Here is a 15,830-nt window from a genome sequence, read left to right as displayed (position 1 = left end):
GTCATAGCGGGTGGACGCTAGGGTGTCGGGTGTGGAACAGGCATCTCTCGAGCTGACGGTAGGTCCGGTCGCCCACGGCGGCTGGTGTGTGGCGCGCCACGAAGGGCGGGTGGTGTTCGTCCGGCATGCCCTGCCGGGCGAGCGGGTGATCGCCGAGGTGACCGAGGAGACCACCCGCTTCCTGCGGGCCGACGCCGTGGAGATCCTGGAGGCATCGCCCGACCGGGTGGTGCCGCCGTGCCCGTACGCGGGGCCGGGGCGCTGCGGCGGCTGCGACTGGCAGCACGCCACGCCCGAGGCGCAGCGGCGGCTGAAGGCGCAGGTCGTGGCCGAGCAGCTGCGCCGGCTGGCGGGCATCGAGCGCGAGGTCGTCGTCGAGGAGGTGCCGGGCGCGAAGGACGGGCTCGGCTGGCGCACGCGGGTGCAGTTCGCCGCCACCGCCGGGGGCGAGCTGGGGTTTCGCCGGCACCGTTCGCACGACGTCGAGGTCGTCGACGCCTGCCTGATCGCTCACCCCGAGGTGGAGGCGGTCGGCGTGGAGGAGCACCTGTGGCCGGGCGCCGCCGGGGTCGAGGTCATCGCCTCCTCGGGCGGCGACCGGGCCGTGGTGGTCGCGCCCAGGCCGCGGCGCAGCGTGACCGTGCCCGACCTGGAGGCGCCCGCCTCGATCCTGCTCGACCAGGGCAAGGGCCGCACGGTGCCCCGGCGCGGTTCGGGGGTGCTGCACGAGCAGGTGGGCGACCGGGAGTTCCGGGTCGCCGGCAGCGGCTTCTGGCAGGTGCATCCAGGGGCCGCAGAGACGCTGCTGGACGCGGTGCTGGCGTACGCGGCGCCGGAGCCGGGGGAGTGGGCGCTCGACCTCTACTGCGGGGTCGGGCTGTTCGCGGCCGGGCTGGCCGAGGCCGTGGGGCCCGAGGGGGCGGTGTTCGGGCTGGAGTCGGAGGCCGCGGCCGTCCGTGACGCCCGCGCCAACCTGCGCGACCTGCCGCAGGCCAGGATCGAGCGGGGACGCGTGGAGGAGGCGCTCGACCGCTTCCAGATCGAACGGGCCGACCTCGTCGTGGTCGACCCGCCCAGGGCCGGGCTGGGCCGCGACGTGGTCGACCGGATCGCCTCGCTGGAGGCCCTGCGCATCGTGTACGTCTCCTGCGACCCGGCCACGCTGGCCCGCGACCTGGCCTGGCTGGCCGAGCGCGGTTACGCGCTGTCCGACCTGCGGGCCTTCGACGCCTTCCCGATGACCCATCACGTGGAGTGCGTGGCGCTGCTCGGCCGCGAGTGATTCGGCTCACGTGATCGCGCCGTGACCTCGGCCCCCGTACCTGTGGTGCGGGGGCCGTTTCGCGCGTGCCCGCCGGGGTTCCGGTCCTCACCCTGTGGTCTGCGCAGACGCCTCAGCCGTCACTCGGGTTTACTTCCGCCTTAGGAAAATGTCCCAGTTTTGATGACAAATCAGTATCGGTCCCGACAGAATGCGGTGCCATCCAGCGTCTACCGCAACTGGAGGAAGACCCCTATGCGTAGACCCCTTGGGGTACTCGCCGCAGCCGTCAGCCTGGCCGCGATCGCCGCACCCGTGAGCGCGGCCGAGGCCGCCGCGACGACGGAGGCGGCGCGGTGTCGCGTCAGCGTGCTCAAGCCGAGTGTCAGCGACACCTTGAAGATCCAGACGTCGGCCGTCCGCCGTGGCTGCTTCACCCCGGCGCTGCTGCGCATTCGCATCCAGCGGGCCGTCCCCGGTCCCGACCGGGTCGTCAAGAGCGGCGCCACCAGGAAGGGCCGGCTCACGCTGGCGCTGCCCTGCGCCCCCGGCACCTACTACGCGACCGCGACCGACTACCGCGGGCGCACCGTCAAGTCGCGGGCCGTCAGGCTGGCCTGCACCCCGGGCAGCGGCGTTCCGACGCCCTCCCCGAGCGCGACGTCGCCCGGGACGCCCGTCCCCACGCCGACCCGCACCCCCACCACCCCGCCTCCGGCGTCCGGCGGCGTGGGCTCCGCCGAGGAGAACGAGGTCGTCAGGCTGACCAACGCCGAGCGCGCCAAGGGCGGCTGCTCGGCTCTCAAGCACGACCCGCAGCTGCGCGAGGCGGCTCACGGGCACTCTGCCGACATGGCGGCCAAGAACTACTTCAGCCACACCTCGCAGGACGGGCGCAGCTTCCTCGACCGCATCAAGGGCGCCGGCTTCACCGGCGGCTCCGGCTGGGCCGAGAACATCGCCACGGGACAGACGAGCCCCGCCTCGGTCGTCCAGGCCTGGATGAACAGCTCCGGCCACAAGGCGAACATCATGAACTGCAAGTACAACCTCATCGGGGTCGGCGCGGTGAAGGACTCCAAGGGCAAGATCTACTGGACCCAGGACTTCGCCGCACGCTGACGCACAGGGGACGCACGCCGCGCCCGTCCTCGATGTGGACGCGCGCGGACGGCCGGGCTCACCGGCGAGCGCGGACAGGGCCCGGCGGGCGCACGACCCGCCGGAACCAAGCAGCACCCTCACCCTGACCCTCGCCGGCGAGCCCGCGCCGTCACGAAAGGCGCTGCCACGTGCAGCGCCGTAACCTGAAACAGCGCCGTCCCGGGAGCGCCGGCACATGACAGGCGGGACCGTCGTCACAGGGACGCGCGCAGGCGGGCCATCTCCCCGGCGATCGTGGCGACCGTCCAGTGGGCGTTGAGGCCGCTCGGGTTCGGCAGCACCCACACCCGGACCCCGCCGACCGGCTCGTCCTGCGGCCCGATGACCGACTTGGGGCGGGCGAAGGCCGTGCGGTAGGCCGAGATGCCGAGGACGGCCAGCACCTTCGGGCCCACCTGGGCCACCTTCGGAGCCAGTTCGGCCCCGCCCCGCGCCAGCTCCTCCCTGGTCAGCTCCGACGCCTTGGCGCTGGCCCGGGGCACGATGTTGGTGATGCCCAGCCCGTACGAGGGCAGCAGGTGCTGCTCGGCCGGAGCCAGCAGGCGCGGCGTGAAGCCGGACAGGTGCAGCGCCGGCCAGAAGCGGTTGCCCGGCCGCGCGAAGTGGCGGCCGGTGGCCTCGGACATCAGGCCGGGGTTGATGCCGCAGAACAGCACGTCGAGCGAGGGGCCGAGAACGTCGTCGAGCACGTGCCGGAGACTAGCCCATGTCTTCGAGTTTGCGGCCCTTGGTCTCTCTGACCCACTTGGTCACGAAGAGGAACGACAGCAGGGCGAACAGGGCGTAGATGGCGTACGTCAGCGGCAGGTTCCACTCCGACATGGCCGGGAACGACACGGTGATCAGCCAGTTGGCGATCCACTGAGCAGCCGCCGCGACGCCCAGGGCGGCGGCGCGGATGCGGTTGGGGAACATCTCGCCGAGCAGCACCCAGACCACCACGCCCCACGACAGCGCGAAGAACAGCACGAACAGGTTGGCCGCGATGAGGGCGACGGCGCCCTGCGGGTCGGGAAGGGAGACCGACTCGCCCACGCCCCCGGCGAAGCTGAACGCCCACGCCGCGGTGGCCAGCGAGATCGCCATGCCGGCCGAGCCGATCATGAGCAGCGGCCTGCGCCCGATCCGGTCGACCAGCGAGATCGCGATGAACGTGCCGATGATGTTGATGATCGAGCTGGAGAAGCTGATCAGCAGCGAGTCGCTCTGGTTGATCCCGACCGACTGCCAGAGCACGGACGAGTAGTAGAAGATCACGTTGATGCCGACGAACTGCTGGAAAACGGAGAGCACGATGCCGATCCACACGATCGGCAGCAGCCCCAGCGCGCTGCCGCGCAGGTCCTTCAGCCCGGGCACCCGCTCGGTGCGCAGCACGTGCTGGATCTCCGAGATGCGGGAGTCGAGGTCCACGTCGTCGCCCTCGACCTCGGCCAGCACCCGGCGGGCCTGCTGGGTGCGTCCCGACATGATCAGGTAGCGCGGCGACTCGGGGATGTTCAGGGCGAACAGCAGATACAGCAGGGCCGGTACGACGCAGGCGCCCAGCATCCACTGCCAGGCCTCAAGCCCGAGCAGCACGTTGTTGACCTTGCCCCCGGCCACCCGCGCGATCACGTAGTTGACCAGCTGCGACACCGCGATCCCGAGCACGATGGCGAGCTGCTGGAACGATCCCAGCCGCCCCCGGTAGGCGGGCGGGGCCACCTCGGCGATGTACGCGGGCCCGAGCACCGACGCCATGCCGATCGCGAAGCCCGCGACCACCCGCCAGAACGCCAGATCCCAGACCGCGAACGGCAACATCTGGCCGATGGAGCTGATCGCGAACAGGATGGCCGCCACCTGCATCGAGCGCGTACGCCCCCACCGGTCGGCCAGCCCGCCGCCGGCCCAGGCACCCAGGGCCGAGCCCAGCAGCGCGATGGCCACCACGAACCCGGTCTCGACCGCGCCCACCCTGAAGTGCTGCTGGATCCCGACCACCGCACCGTTGATGACGGAGCTGTCGTAGCCGAACAGGAACCCGCCGATCGCGGCTGCCGCCGTGATGAACACGACATGACCGAGATGCTCGTTGTGGGTGTACTGAGTAGCCATGCCGGTCCTTCCCCTGAATGGTCGGGGAACTACCCTGCGATCACCCTCGTATTCGCGATCACAGCCGCGGGTCGACCGGCTCCGATTCAAGTGCCAGCACGGCGAAGACCGGCTCGTGCACCCGCCAGCCCGCCTCGCCGTCGGCCAGCCGCGACAGCGCCTCCAGGCCGAGCGCGTATTCGCGCAGCGCCAGGGAGCGCTTCTTGCCGAGGAAACGCCGGCGCAGCACGTCGAGCGACTCGGTGTAGTCGGGGCCGTAGATGATGCGCAGGTATTCGCGCCCGCGCACCTTCACCCCCGGCTGCACCCGGCCGGGCGTGGGCACGGCGGGCTTGACCACCATGCCCTCCCCGCCGGCCGCCGTCAGCTCCTCCCACCAGGCGGTCGCCTCGGCCCGCGACTCGGCGGAGTCGAGGGTGACGAAGACGTGCCGGGTGGTGGTGATCAGCGGCGAGTCGAGCAGCGCCAGCGTGGACAGGTGCCAGGCGTGCGGCTCCAGAGCCGTGGCCCGCCCCTCGCAGGCCAGGATCTGGAACGGCGCCACCCTGATCCCCTCCAGGCCGTCGACCGGCCAGCAGTAACGCGCGTAGGCGTCGCGGAACAGGGCAGCGTTGCCGGTACGGCGCCGGGTGCGGTCGAGCAACTCGCTCACACCCAGGCCGCGCCCGGCCGCCGTCTCCAGCGCCGCTTCCGGCTCGGGCAGCGCGGCGCGGGCCGCCGCCCCGACCGAGGCGTACTGCGACCTGATCAGCTCGCCCGCCTTCGCCGACCAGGGCAGCAGCTCACAGTCGAGCACCACCCAGTCGGAGCCCAGCTCCGCCCAGAGCGGCTCGCACGCCTCCCGCAGCCGGTCGATCAGCGGCCCGGTGTCGGCGAAGAACGGCCGCCCGGTACGGGTGTAGAGGGCGCCCGCGCTCCCGTCGCCCACCCCGAACCTGGCCTGGGCCACCTCGGGAGTGCGGCACAGCACGGCCACGGCCCGCGAGCCCATGTGCTTCTCCTCGCACACGACCTCGCCCACCCCGGCGCCGGCGAACTCCTCGAACGCCTCGTGCGGGTGCTCCAGGTAGCCGTCGAGGCGGGAGGTCTCCGGCGGGGCCATGGTCGGCGGCAGGTAGACCAGCCAGCGCGGGTCGACCGCGAAGCGGCTCATGACTTCCAGCGCGGCGGCGGAGTTCTCCTCCCTGACCTTGACCGTGGTGGCGAAGCGCGTCTCCACGTGCCGGGTGCCGATCACGTCGTCGATGTCGAGCATGCCGGGGTCGCGGGCCGCGTCGCCGAGCGGCTTGGCCGGCGCGTACCACACCTTCTCCGCCGGAACCTGGACGATCTCGCGCTCCGGGTAGCGCAGCGCGGTCAGGTGGCCGCCGAACACGGCGCCGGTGTCGAGGCAGATCGTGTTGTTGACCCACTCCGGCCTGGTCGTGGGCGTGTGGCCGTAGACGACCATGGCCCGGCCCCGGTATTCGTCGGCCCACGGGTAACGCACCGGCAGGCCGTACTCGTCGGTCTCGCCGGTCGTGTCGCCGTAGAGGGCGAACGAGCGCACCCGGCCGGAGGCGCGGCCGTGGTAGGCCTCCTTCAGGCCCGCGTGCGCGACCACCAGCCGGCCGCCGTCGAGCCGGTAGTGGCTGAGCAGGCCGTCCATGAACGTCCTGGCCCGCTCCACGAACTCGGGCGGCTGCGCGGCGAGCTGGTCGAGCGACTCCTGCAGGCCGTGCGCGACGGTGACCTTGCGGCCGTTGAGCGCGCGCACCAGCTTCTGCTCGTGGTTGCCCGACACGCAGATCGCGGTGCCGGCCTCGACCAGGTCCATGACCAGGCGCAGCACGCCCGGCGTGTCGGGGCCACGGTCCACCAGGTCGCCGACGAACACGGCCGTGCGGCCCTCGGGATGCCACGGCAGCGGCCCGTCGAAGCGCCAGCCCAGCTCGCGCAGCAGCGTCTCCAGCTCCGAGCGGCAGCCGTGCACGTCGCCGATGATGTCGAACGGGCCGGTCAGCTCCGTCCGGTCGGACCACGCCTTCTCGTACGTGATCACGGCCTGGTCGATCTCCTCGGGACCCCGCAGCACGTGCACGCGGCGGAACCCGTCGCGCTGGATCTTGCCGAGCGAGCGGCGCAGGTCCTTGCGCTGCCGGATCACCACGCCGGCGCCGAAGTCGCGCTCGGGCCGGCCGGCGTTGCGCTCGATCGCCAGCTCCTCGGGCACGTCGAGGACGATCGCGTCGGCCAGCACGTCGTGCTTCTTGGCCAGGTCGATGAGGCTCCTGCGGGCCTGGTACTGGACGTTGGTCGCGTCGACCACCGTGAGCAGGCCCCTGGCCAGGCGCACGCCGACGATGTGGTGCAGCAGGTCGAAGGCCGCAGGGGTGGCCGACTGGTCGTTGACGTCGTCGGAGACCAGGCCGCGGCAGTAGTCGGAGGAGATGACCTGGGTGGACTTGAAGTGCCTGCTCGCGAACGTGGACTTGCCGCTGCCGGACACGCCGACGAGCACCACGAGGGAGAGCTCAGGAACGCTGATCACGGGTGAACACTCCCATCTGGGTGGGCGGGCCGACCTCGGGGTCGTCGTCGCCGACCGGTTCGAAGGCGACCTGGTAGCCGTACCGATCGGCGACCCGGGCGGCCCAGGCGGCGAACTCGGCCCTGGTCCACTCGAAGCGGTGATCGGGGTGGCGCAGCCCGGTCAGGAACTCGTAGCGGACGTTGTGCTCGATGTTGGGGGTGGTGACGAGCACGTGGAGGGGCTTGGCGCGGCCGAACACGACCCGTTCGAGCGCGGGCAGGCGTGACGGGTCGACGTGCTCGATCACCTCCATCAGGACGGCGGCGTCGTAGCCGGTCATCCGCTTGTCGGTGTAGGTGAGCGCGCCCTGGAACAGGGTGAGCCGGGCGCGCTTGGCGTCGGGCATGCGTTCCAGGCGCAGCTTGCGGGCGGCGATGGTGAGCGCCATCGGCGAGACGTCCATGCCGCCGACCTTGGTGAACCTGGGCCGCGACAGCAGCGCACCGACCAGCTCGCCCTGGCCGCAGCCGAGGTCGATCACGCTGGACGCGCCGAGCTCCTCCAGCTTGGCCAGCACGGCCTCGCGCCGCTTGAGGTTGAGCGGCTTCGGCCTGGCCCCCGGGCCTGCGGCGGCCTCACCTTCCGGTACGGAGGCGGTCTCACCTTCCGGTACGGAGGCGGCCTCGGCTTCGGCGGCGGCCGCCTCGTCGGAGGCGGTGGTCTCGGCCGGGGCGTCCTCCTCGACCGCCGGCTCCAGCTCCTCCTCCACCTCGTCGCCCAGCTCGGCCAGCCGCGACAGCGCCGTACGCGCCAGGGCCCAGCGCCGGCCGAGGTAGCGCCGGGAGATCAGGCCACGCTCCGGATGGCCGTGCAGCCAGCCCTCGCCCGCCCTGATGAGCTTGTCGACCTCGTCCTGCGCGATCCAGTAGTGCTTGGCGTCGTCGAGGACCGGCAGCAGCACGTACAGGTGGTTGAGCGCGTCGGACAGGAGCGCGGTGCCGCGCAGGGTCAGCCCGACATAACGGGAGTCGCCCCATTCGGGAAAGCCTTCGTCCAGCGGCACCGGCCGGGCGTCCACCTCCCAGCCGAGCGGCTCGAACAGCCGCCGCGCCAGCTCGGGGCCGCCCCGGCAGGGCAGCGCGGGCAGGCGCAGCTCCAGCGGCAGCGGTCGGCCGGGCAGCTCGGGCCGGGCCTTGCAGCGGCCCGCCCGAGCCGTCCTGAAGACGTCGGCCAGCGCCACGGACAGCAGCGAGGAAGCCGCGTAGGGCCGGTCGTTGACGTACTGCGACAGGGTGAAGTCGGGCGAGTTCCTGCCACGCGACCTGACCAGCGCGATCGGATCGACCTCCAGCATGAGCGCGGCCGTGCAGCGCTCGTCGCCCGCCTCGGGATAGAACACCGTGGCGGTGCCGAACGACTGCCCGAACTCCTGCACGCGCTCGGGATGCTTGTGCAGGAGGAAACCGAGGTCGGTCGCGGGCCTGGCGGGGGGCGAGCCGGTGGTCGAAATCGTCAGAAGCACGGGCCAAGTCTGCCGGAACGCCGCGAAGTGTCCAATCGATTACTCCACGTGCGGCAGCACCTCGGCGGCGATCAGCTCCAGGTGCTCCAGGTCCTGCAGATCGAGGATCTGCAGGTAGAACCGCTCCGCCCCCAGCTCGGCGAACTTCCCGATCTTCTCCACAACCTCGGCCGGGGTGCCCGCCAGGCCGTTCTCGCGCAGCCGTCCCGCGTCCTCGCCGATGGCGGCGGCGCGCCGCTCGATCTCGGCCTCGTCGGCCCCGACCACGGTGGTCTGCGCCACCGACAGCGTCAGCGTGCGCCCGGTCCGCTCGCACGCCGCGCGCACCCGGTCGAAGGCCGCGCCGGTGTCGGCCAGGGTGTGGAACGGCAGGTTGTACTCGTCCGCGTACGTGGCCGCCAGCCGGGGCGTGCGCTTGGCCCCGAAGCCCCCGACGATGATCGGCGGGCGCGGCGACTGCACCGGCTTGGGCAGCGCGGGCGAGTCGGCCAGCCGGTAGTAGCTGCCCTCGAAGGAGTAGTCCTTCTCCGCCGTCCACAGACCGGTGATGATCTCCAGTTGCTCCTCGAACCGGGCGAACCGCTCGCCCACCGGCGGGAACGGGATGCCGTACGCCGCGTGCTCGGTGTCGAACCAGCCGGTGCCGAGACCCAGCTCCACCCGGCCGCCGCTCATCTGGTCCACCCCGGCCACGCTGATCGCCAGCGGCCCCGGCAGCCGGAACGTGGCCGGCGTCACCAGCGTGCCCAGGCGGATCCTGGACGTCTCGCGGGCCAGGCCGGCCAGGGTGATCCAGGCGTCCGACGAGCCGGCGCCCGGGTCGCCGGGGTTGATGCGCGCGTAGTGGTCAGAACGGAAGAATGCGTCGAAACCCAGCCTTTCAGTGGCCTGGGCGACGGACAGCAGGTCGTCGTAGGTGGAGCCCTGCTGGGGCTCGGTGAAGATCCGCAACTTCATGTGCACATTATCCGCACACAACGGACGCGTACCGGAAAAGGCCCGCGCGCCGCCGCGCGGGGTTGCTAGCGTTCCACCCGCCAGCGCCGTTCCGTAGCCGATCGACCACCTGGGGTGGCCACATGTCTCGGCACAAGAGGGAGCCGGGCATGCTCCCGCGCCCGCTCGCCCTGCTCGGAGCCCTACTGCTCGCCACCGCCACCGCAGTGGCGATCAGGATGCTCCCGGCGGGCGCCGTCTCCCCGTCACGCCCGCCCGCCGCGCGCCCGCCCGCCACGCCCGCGCCCTTACCGGCCCAGGCCGGCGAGCCGCCCGCAGCGTTTGTCGGGTTCGTCGGCTTTGTGGACCTGGCCAGGCAGCCGGGCTTCGACCTGCCCGCCGAGTCCCGCCGTACCGGGGTCCGCCGGTACGCGCTCGGCCACCTCGTCGCCGGCGGCGACGGCTGCACGCCCAGGTGGAGCGGCCAGGCCGGCCCGCGCAGGAGCCCGATGGCGGGCCGGCTCGCCAGGCTCAGGGCCATGGGCGGCGACGCGGCCCCCGTGCTCGGCGGCCCGGGAGGCCGCGAGCTGGCCGCCGCCTGCACCAGGCCGGGCGGCCTGAGCGCCGCCTACCGCCGGGTGGTCGGCGCCTTCGACGCCGCCGAGCTCGCCTTCGAGGTCCGCGACAGCGCCGACAGGGGCGCCGTGCTGCGCCGGGCCCGCGCCATCCAGGCCGTGCAGCGCGAACGGCGGCTCCGGGTCAGCTTCACGCTGCCGCTGCGGCACGACGGGCTCACTCCCGGCGACGTGGCCATGCTGCGTGCCACCCGCCAGGCAGGCGCGGAGGTCGCCACCGTCAACCTCCTGGCCCCCATCGAGCCCGGCACCACGCGGGGCGCCCGCCTGGGCCGGGTGGCCGACGCCGTTCGGGCGGCCGGAGAGCAGATCGCGCGGGCCCAGGGCCTGGCGGAGCCCGGCGAGGCATGGCGGCGCATCGCGCTGACGCCGGTGCTGGCGGGCCGGGACGACCTGAGCGAGCTCGACGCCCGCAAGCTGGCCGCCTACGCCGCCCACCACGGGCTGGCCTGGCTGTCGTTGCGCGGAGTCACCCCTGAGCCGGACGTGTCGCGCATTCTTTGGCGTACCTCGCCCTATAGGTAGGATTCCGCTGACCGGGGAAGGATTCAGGCGGCGGGGGAGGGCGTGATGGCGACACGTCCTGAGACCGCGAAGAAGCTCCTGCTGTACTGGATGGACGCCTCGCTGGGGTTGGTCTTCCTCATGTACGCGTCCTGGAGCGTCGTGATGACGGTCCAGGGACGGCTGGCGCCGCTCAGGGCGGTGTTCGCCGTCCTTCTGCTGATGGGCGCCTTCGGCCTCTTCCCCGTGCTGATGCGGCGGGCCTTCGAACACCGGCCGAGGCCGTCGGCGCTGCTGCTGGTCAGCGGGGCGTGCGCGGCCGCCCTGGTGCCGGTGCTGCCGCACACGAGCGACATGACGACGACGTGGGTGGACGCGGCCCTGCTGTGGGTGGCGCTGGCCTCGCTCTATCTGCGGCCGTGGCCGACGGTGCTGCTCGCGGTGACCGTGGTCCTGCTCCTGTCCTCCTACGTCGCGCAGGACGGGCAGGCGTGGCCGAGCCTGCTGGCCGTCGCGGCGTTCAACTGCACGATCATGGTCCTGGGCATGCTGGTGTGGCGCTGGCTCTGGTGGGTGATCAGGGACGCGCACAAGAGCCGGGAGGCCAGGGCCCGGCTGGCCGTGGCCGAAGAGCGGCTGCGCTTCGCCCGCGACCTGCACGACCTGCTCGGCCGCAGCCTGTCGGTCATCACGCTGAAGAGCGAACTGGCCGCCAAGCTCGCCACCAAGGACGCCGCCGAGGATGTCGACCGTGCCGCGGCCGAGATGGCCATGGTGCGCCGGCTGGCCGGCAAGTCGCTGTTCGAGGTGCAGCAGGCGGTGCACGACTACCGGGCGCTCGACCTGGAGGAGGAGCTCGCGGGCGTACGCACCGCGCTGGAGGCGGCGGGCGCGAGCTGCGTGATCGAGACCCGGCTCGACGACCTGTCACCGGATGCCAGGACGCTGCTGGCCTGGGCGGTGCGCGAGGGCGGCACGAACGTCCTCAAGCACAGCGCGGCCACCCGGTGCGCGATCAGGATCGACGGAGGCGTGCTCGAAATGGTCAACGACGGGGTGGGGGAGCGGTCCGCCACGCCCGGCAACGGCCTGCTCGGCCTGTCCGAGCGGCTGATCACGGCCGGTGGCTCGTTCTCCGCCGAGCCCACGAAGGACGGGGAGTTCCTGCTGCGCGCGGCGGTGCCGGCGTGAAGGCGTGGGACCGGATCAGGAACGCCTCCAAGCTGACCAGGGTCCGCTGGCTGATCGTCTACTGCACGGACATCATCCTGATCTTCCCCATGCTCGGCTACTACGCCTTCTACCTCAACTGGCAGCAGGGCATGCCGCCGCTCGCGGTACTGGGCGGTGTCGTCGTGCTGCTCACTTTCAACGTGCTCAGCACCCGTCCGTTCCGGATCGCGGTGCAGGGCGGCAGGCGGCCCACCGTCGTGCTGGCGGTCACCGGGGTGCTCGCCGTGGCGCTGCTGATCCTCTTCGCGCAGATCTGGGCGATCCCCACCTGGCTGGGGCTGCTCGCGCCCTTCGTCCGCAAGCGTGTGGCCATCGTGGTGGGCTTCGCCTCGATCGTGCTGGCCAACCTGTTCGTGTGGTGGATCGGCGGGTGGATCGTCTCCCTGCTGATGCTGGTCCAGACCCTGTTCACGGTGATCTGCCTGGCCGTGGTGTGGGCCAACCTGGCGCTCTGGCGCCTGACCACGGAGGCGCACGAGGGTGAGGAGGCGCTGGCCAGGCTGGCGGTCTCGGAGGAGCGGCTGCGCTTCGCCCGTGACCTCAACGACCTGCTCGGCCAGAGCCTCGCCGACGTCGCGCGGCGGACCGAGCGGGCCGAAGGGGCGCTCGCCTCTGACCGGGAGTCGGCCGCGGCCGAGATGTTCGAGGTGCGCGACCTGGCCAGGCGGTCGCTGCGCGAGGTGCGCGCCGTCGTGCAGAACTACCGGGCCATCGACCTGGACGAGGTCCTGGCCAGCGTACGGGCGGTGCTGGAGGCGGCCGGCGTGCGCTGCACCGTGCGCGCCGACACCGGCGCGCTGCCGCCGGAGACGCGGACGCTGCTGGCCACCGTCGTCCGCGAGGGCGTGACCAACGTCCTCAAGCACAGCAGGGCCGAACGCTGCACGATCACGATCGAGGATGGGGTGCTGGAGATGTCGAACGACGGCGTGAGCGGGCCCGCGGGCGAACACGCGCCCAACGGCCTGGCGGGGCTGGCCCAGCGGGTACGCGCGGCGGGCGGCACCCTGGAGGCCGAGTCCACCGCGGACGGCCGCTACCGGCTCAGGGCGGCGGTGCCGGCATGACCACGCGCGTGCTGCTGGCCGACGACGAGCACCTGATCCGCGGGGCCATCGCCGCCCTGCTCGACCTGGAGGACGGCATCGAGGTCGTCGCCCAGGTGGGCAGGGGCGACGAGGTCGTGGCCGCCGTCGCGGAACACCGGCCCGACGTGGCCGTGCTCGACATCGAGATGCCCGGCATGGACGGGCTGAGCGCGGCCGAGCGGATCAGCTCCCAGTGCAAGATCGTCATCCTGACGAGCCTGGGCCGCCCCGGATACCTGCGCCGGGCCATGGCGGCGGGCGTCAGCGGCTTCCTCGGCAAGGACGCCTCGGCCGAAGAGCTGGCCATGGCCATCCGCAAGGTCCAGTCGGGCGGCCGCTACCTGGACGCGGAGCTGGCCGCCGCCGCGATGGCCGCCGGCGACAGCCCGCTGACCGAACGCGAGCGCGACGCGCTGCGCCTGGCCGGCGACGGGGCCACGATCTCCAGGATCGCCACCGAGCTGCACCTGACCGAGGGCACCGTACGCAACTACCTGTCCAGCGCCATGACCAAGCTCAACGCCCAGAACCGGCTGGAGGCCATCCGCACGGCCCAGCGCATGGGCTGGCTCTGACCACCCTTCTCCGCACAGGTAAAACGCCACAGACGGCCTGTCCGGTCCGGCACTGAGGGCAGGTCCCGTTCCACGTTGTACTCGTCTCCGGCCGCCGATCGCGGCGGCCTGTCATCCGACAGAGGGGGATACATGAGTACGACACGGGGGACAGAGCGCCGCTCCAGAGCCACCGTCCTGCGCCGGCACGGGGTGCGCGCGCTCACCGCGGGGGCGGCGCTGGCCGCCGCGCTGATGGCGGTGGCCGGGCCGGCCCACGCCACCACCAACGTGAGCGTGTCGGGCAGCCTGCTGCAGGTCGTCTCCGGCGCCGCGTCCGACGAGATCACGGTCACCCAGCTCGGGAACCGGCTGATCGTGCAGAACAACGGGGACGTGGTCATCCCGGCCGCGCCCTGCGTGGCGATCAGCAAGAACCAGTCGGCCTGCCCGGCCACCGGCGTCACCCTCATCGCGGTGAGCACCGGGGACGGCGACGACGACGTCAGGAACCGGACCACGCTGCGCTCGCGGGTGGCGCTCGGGTCGGGCTCCGACACCTTCGCCGGCGGCACGGCCGTGGACCTGGCCGCCGGCCAGGACGGCGACGACCGCCTGGCGGGGCTCGCGGGGGACGACGTCCTGATCGGGGCCGCCGGGCTGGACAGCGCCAACGGAGGTGACGGCACCGACAAGTGCGACGCCGAGACCGTCACGCTGTGCGAGTAGCAGGTACGAGGTAGGTCCCTGCCGTGCCTGACAAGGACGGCACCCCGGCAGTCAAAGCACATGCGGTGTACTGCATACTGGATCCCATGTCTCAGAAGATCATGGGCCGCCGTGCGGTACTGCTCGCCACGGGACTGGCCGCCGGAGGGGTCCTGTTAGACGGCGGGCCGGCGCGCGGCCTCGCACGACCCTCCGTGCGCCGGCCCGCCACCCCGGACGAGGCGTGGGCGAAGCTGCGCGAGGGCAACCGGCGCTGGGCCGCCGACGCCTCCACCCGCCCCCACCAGGACCTCGGCCGGCGCGCGGAGGTCGCAAGGAAGCAGGAACCGTACGCGGTGGTCGTCACCTGCATCGACTCCCGCGTCCCCCCGGAAATCGTCTTCGACGCGGGGATCGGCGACATCCTCACCGTACGCAGCGCCGCCCAGACCGTAGACCCCCTCGTCGCCGGCGCCATCGAGTACGGCCCCGCCGAACTGGACGCACCTCTGATCGTGGTGCTCGGCCACCAGCGCTGCGGCGCGGTCACCGCCGCTGCCCACGCACTCAAGGAGGGCGCCAAGCTTCCCGGCCACCTGCAACGCATCGTCACCGACCTGCGACCGGCCTATGAGCAGGCCCGCGGGGACGTGGACCGGATGATCCGGATCAACACCACCAAGGTCGTGGCCGACCTCAAGGCCGGCGAACTGCTCGCCTCGCGCATCGCCGGCCGGAAGCTCAAGATCGTGGGCGGGTATTACTCGCTCGACACCGGCAAGGTCACCCGGCTGGTGTGACCGCTTTCGCGAAAGTGGCCGGAGTCGGCCTGTGAGGGTCGTCCGGCCGCGCTGGGTGAGTACAGGCCGTGAGGCCCCCGCCCGCAGGGGGCCCTGCGGGCGGCGGGGCGGTCAGCAGCCGACGGAGGCGGACCCGGTGCTGGCCTTGTAGGAGCACGAGTCGACGAGCCTGCCCTTGGGGTCGCGGACGTAGGCGGTGTCCTGGTCGTTGTTCCAGACGTACCGGTCGCGGTTCCAGTGCACGATGCGGCCGCCCGGGCCGTTCGCGTCCGTGCCCCGGCCGGAGCGGAGGGTGATCCGTTTCCTGGCCTTCAGGACGACGCCGGCCATGAACGTGTAGGTGTAACCCGTCTTGTCCCGTACGCTCCACCCCTTGAGCTTCAGAGCCCGCTTGGTGGTGTTGAGCAGGGTGACGTACTCGGCGTTCAGCGAGCTGTTGGAGCGGCTGTCGGTTCCCGGGGAGTCGTAGAAGATCTTCGCGATCTTCAGCCGGGGGACCGCGGCCTGGGCGGGCGCCGTGCCGAGCGTCGCCATCGCCACGATCGTGGCGACCGCTGTGGGGACAAGTCTCACCATTGAGTCCTTTCTGGCATATGTGACAGAAGTAGGACGACGGACTACCTCGCGTGGTTGGCAAGATCGCCAAGGGTTGAACCGGTCAATCGGGCCGTTCCGCATCGTGCCTGCACAGAGGGGATCCCGGCCGTTGAGAGCGTTTGCCGGAGCATGTCTCGAAAACGTCACGGCTCTTGACGGCGCGGTCACGTGGAATTTACGTTCGCGGTACTTATCCGGTTCAGCGGATCCCTCAGT

Annotated in this window: 14 protein-coding genes; 8 read left to right on the top strand and 6 right to left on the bottom strand. The window is 71.9% G+C overall.

All coding sequences use genetic code 11. The features are described from left to right. The first annotated feature begins 31 nt into the window (after positions 1-31). Both ABFX54_RS02420 and ABFX54_RS02415 read left to right on the top strand, forming a co-directional pair. Positions 32-1,282 (top strand): class I SAM-dependent RNA methyltransferase, encoded by a 1,251-nt coding sequence (locus tag ABFX54_RS02420; RefSeq protein WP_346101199.1) that lies wholly within the window; start codon positions 32-34, stop codon positions 1,280-1,282. A gap of 234 nt (positions 1,283-1,516) precedes the next feature. Then, positions 1,517-2,383: a CAP domain-containing protein gene (locus ABFX54_RS02415; protein WP_346101198.1), complete on the top strand. Its 867-nt coding sequence runs from the start codon at positions 1,517-1,519 to the stop codon at positions 2,381-2,383. A gap of 236 nt (positions 2,384-2,619) precedes the next feature. Here the strand turns inward: ABFX54_RS02415 and mug are convergent, their stop codons facing one another. Genes mug through ABFX54_RS02390 form a run of 5 tightly spaced genes read right to left on the bottom strand, consistent with a single transcriptional unit; the run spans position 2,620 to position 9,516 of the window. Then, a complete protein-coding gene (gene mug / locus ABFX54_RS02410; protein ID WP_346101197.1) occupies positions 2,620-3,114 on the bottom strand; it encodes a G/U mismatch-specific DNA glycosylase in 495 nt (164 codons plus the stop codon). 10 nt (positions 3,115-3,124) lie between these two features. After that, entirely contained in the window at positions 3,125-4,525 is a 1,401-nt protein-coding gene (locus ABFX54_RS02405; protein WP_346101196.1) for a sugar porter family MFS transporter, read from the bottom strand. A 58-nt stretch (positions 4,526-4,583) separates the two neighbouring features. Next, positions 4,584-7,055: a polynucleotide kinase-phosphatase gene (locus ABFX54_RS02400; RefSeq protein ID WP_346101195.1), complete on the bottom strand. Its 2,472-nt coding sequence runs from the start codon at positions 7,053-7,055 to the stop codon at positions 4,584-4,586. Next, positions 7,039-8,559 (bottom strand): 3' terminal RNA ribose 2'-O-methyltransferase Hen1, encoded by a 1,521-nt coding sequence (locus ABFX54_RS02395; protein ID WP_346101194.1) that lies wholly within the window; start codon positions 8,557-8,559, stop codon positions 7,039-7,041. Before ABFX54_RS02395 ends, ABFX54_RS02400 begins: the two co-directional genes overlap by 17 nt. Before the next feature lie 39 nt (positions 8,560-8,598). Further along, positions 8,599-9,516 carry an LLM class F420-dependent oxidoreductase gene (locus ABFX54_RS02390; protein WP_346101193.1) on the bottom strand — a complete coding sequence of 306 codons (918 nt, stop codon included), beginning with the start codon at positions 9,514-9,516 and terminating at the stop codon, positions 8,599-8,601. Between the two features lie 122 nt (positions 9,517-9,638). Here ABFX54_RS02390 and ABFX54_RS02385 point away from each other — a divergent pair, with 122 nt between their 5' ends. The 6 genes from ABFX54_RS02385 to ABFX54_RS02360 all read left to right on the top strand — a co-directional run bounded on the left by ABFX54_RS02385 (position 9,639) and on the right by ABFX54_RS02360 (position 15,017). Beyond that, positions 9,639-10,655 carry a glycoside hydrolase family 18 protein gene (locus ABFX54_RS02385; RefSeq protein ID WP_346101192.1) on the top strand — a complete coding sequence of 339 codons (1,017 nt, stop codon included), beginning with the start codon at positions 9,639-9,641 and terminating at the stop codon, positions 10,653-10,655. A 45-nt stretch (positions 10,656-10,700) separates the two neighbouring features. Then, positions 10,701-11,825, top strand: coding sequence for a sensor histidine kinase (locus tag ABFX54_RS02380; protein ID WP_346101191.1), 1,125 nt, complete (start codon positions 10,701-10,703; stop codon positions 11,823-11,825). Next, the gene (locus tag ABFX54_RS02375) at positions 11,822-12,934 is read left to right on the top strand and encodes a sensor histidine kinase (RefSeq protein ID WP_346101190.1); all 1,113 of its coding nucleotides are present in this window, start codon (positions 11,822-11,824) and stop codon (positions 12,932-12,934) included. The genes ABFX54_RS02380 and ABFX54_RS02375 overlap by 4 nt, the downstream gene beginning before the upstream one ends. Beyond that, complete coding sequence (locus tag ABFX54_RS02370; RefSeq protein ID WP_346101189.1) at positions 12,931-13,530, top strand: response regulator transcription factor; 600 nt, start codon at positions 12,931-12,933, stop codon at positions 13,528-13,530. The genes ABFX54_RS02375 and ABFX54_RS02370 overlap by 4 nt, the downstream gene beginning before the upstream one ends. Positions 13,531-13,662: 132 nt before the next feature. Beyond that, on the top strand, positions 13,663-14,238 hold the full coding sequence (locus tag ABFX54_RS02365; RefSeq protein WP_346101188.1) for a hypothetical protein: 576 nt from the start codon (positions 13,663-13,665) through the stop codon (positions 14,236-14,238). Positions 14,239-14,324: 86 nt separating this feature from the next. Continuing rightward, on the top strand, positions 14,325-15,017 hold the full coding sequence (locus tag ABFX54_RS02360) for a carbonic anhydrase (protein ID WP_346101187.1): 693 nt from the start codon (positions 14,325-14,327) through the stop codon (positions 15,015-15,017). Positions 15,018-15,128: 111 nt separating this feature from the next. Here the strand turns inward: ABFX54_RS02360 and ABFX54_RS02355 are convergent, their stop codons facing one another. Next, positions 15,129-15,593 carry a lamin tail domain-containing protein gene (locus ABFX54_RS02355; RefSeq protein WP_346101186.1) on the bottom strand — a complete coding sequence of 155 codons (465 nt, stop codon included), beginning with the start codon at positions 15,591-15,593 and terminating at the stop codon, positions 15,129-15,131. Positions 15,594-15,830: the final 237 nt, after the last annotated feature.

This window comes from Nonomuraea maheshkhaliensis (genome assembly GCF_039529435.1).
Lineage (GTDB): Bacteria > Actinomycetota > Actinomycetes > Streptosporangiales > Streptosporangiaceae > Nonomuraea > Nonomuraea maheshkhaliensis.
This window is presented reverse-complemented; position numbering and strand designations above follow the sequence as displayed.

Coding starts and splice junctions, on each gene's coding strand:
- ABFX54_RS02415 (WP_346101198.1), top strand. CDS start 1,517: ATGCGTAGACCCCTTGGGGTACTCGCCGCAGCCGTCAGCCTGGCCGCG.
- ABFX54_RS02405 (WP_346101196.1), bottom strand. CDS start 4,525: ATGGCTACTCAGTACACCCACAACGAGCATCTCGGTCATGTCGTGTTC.
- ABFX54_RS02390 (WP_346101193.1), bottom strand. CDS start 9,516: ATGAAGTTGCGGATCTTCACCGAGCCCCAGCAGGGCTCCACCTACGAC.
- ABFX54_RS02385 (WP_346101192.1), top strand. CDS start 9,639: ATGTCTCGGCACAAGAGGGAGCCGGGCATGCTCCCGCGCCCGCTCGCC.
- ABFX54_RS02380 (WP_346101191.1), top strand. CDS start 10,701: ATGGCGACACGTCCTGAGACCGCGAAGAAGCTCCTGCTGTACTGGATG.
- ABFX54_RS02370 (WP_346101189.1), top strand. CDS start 12,931: ATGACCACGCGCGTGCTGCTGGCCGACGACGAGCACCTGATCCGCGGG.
- ABFX54_RS02365 (WP_346101188.1), top strand. CDS start 13,663: ATGAGTACGACACGGGGGACAGAGCGCCGCTCCAGAGCCACCGTCCTG.
- ABFX54_RS02360 (WP_346101187.1), top strand. CDS start 14,325: ATGTCTCAGAAGATCATGGGCCGCCGTGCGGTACTGCTCGCCACGGGA.
- ABFX54_RS02355 (WP_346101186.1), bottom strand. CDS start 15,593: ATGGTGAGACTTGTCCCCACAGCGGTCGCCACGATCGTGGCGATGGCG.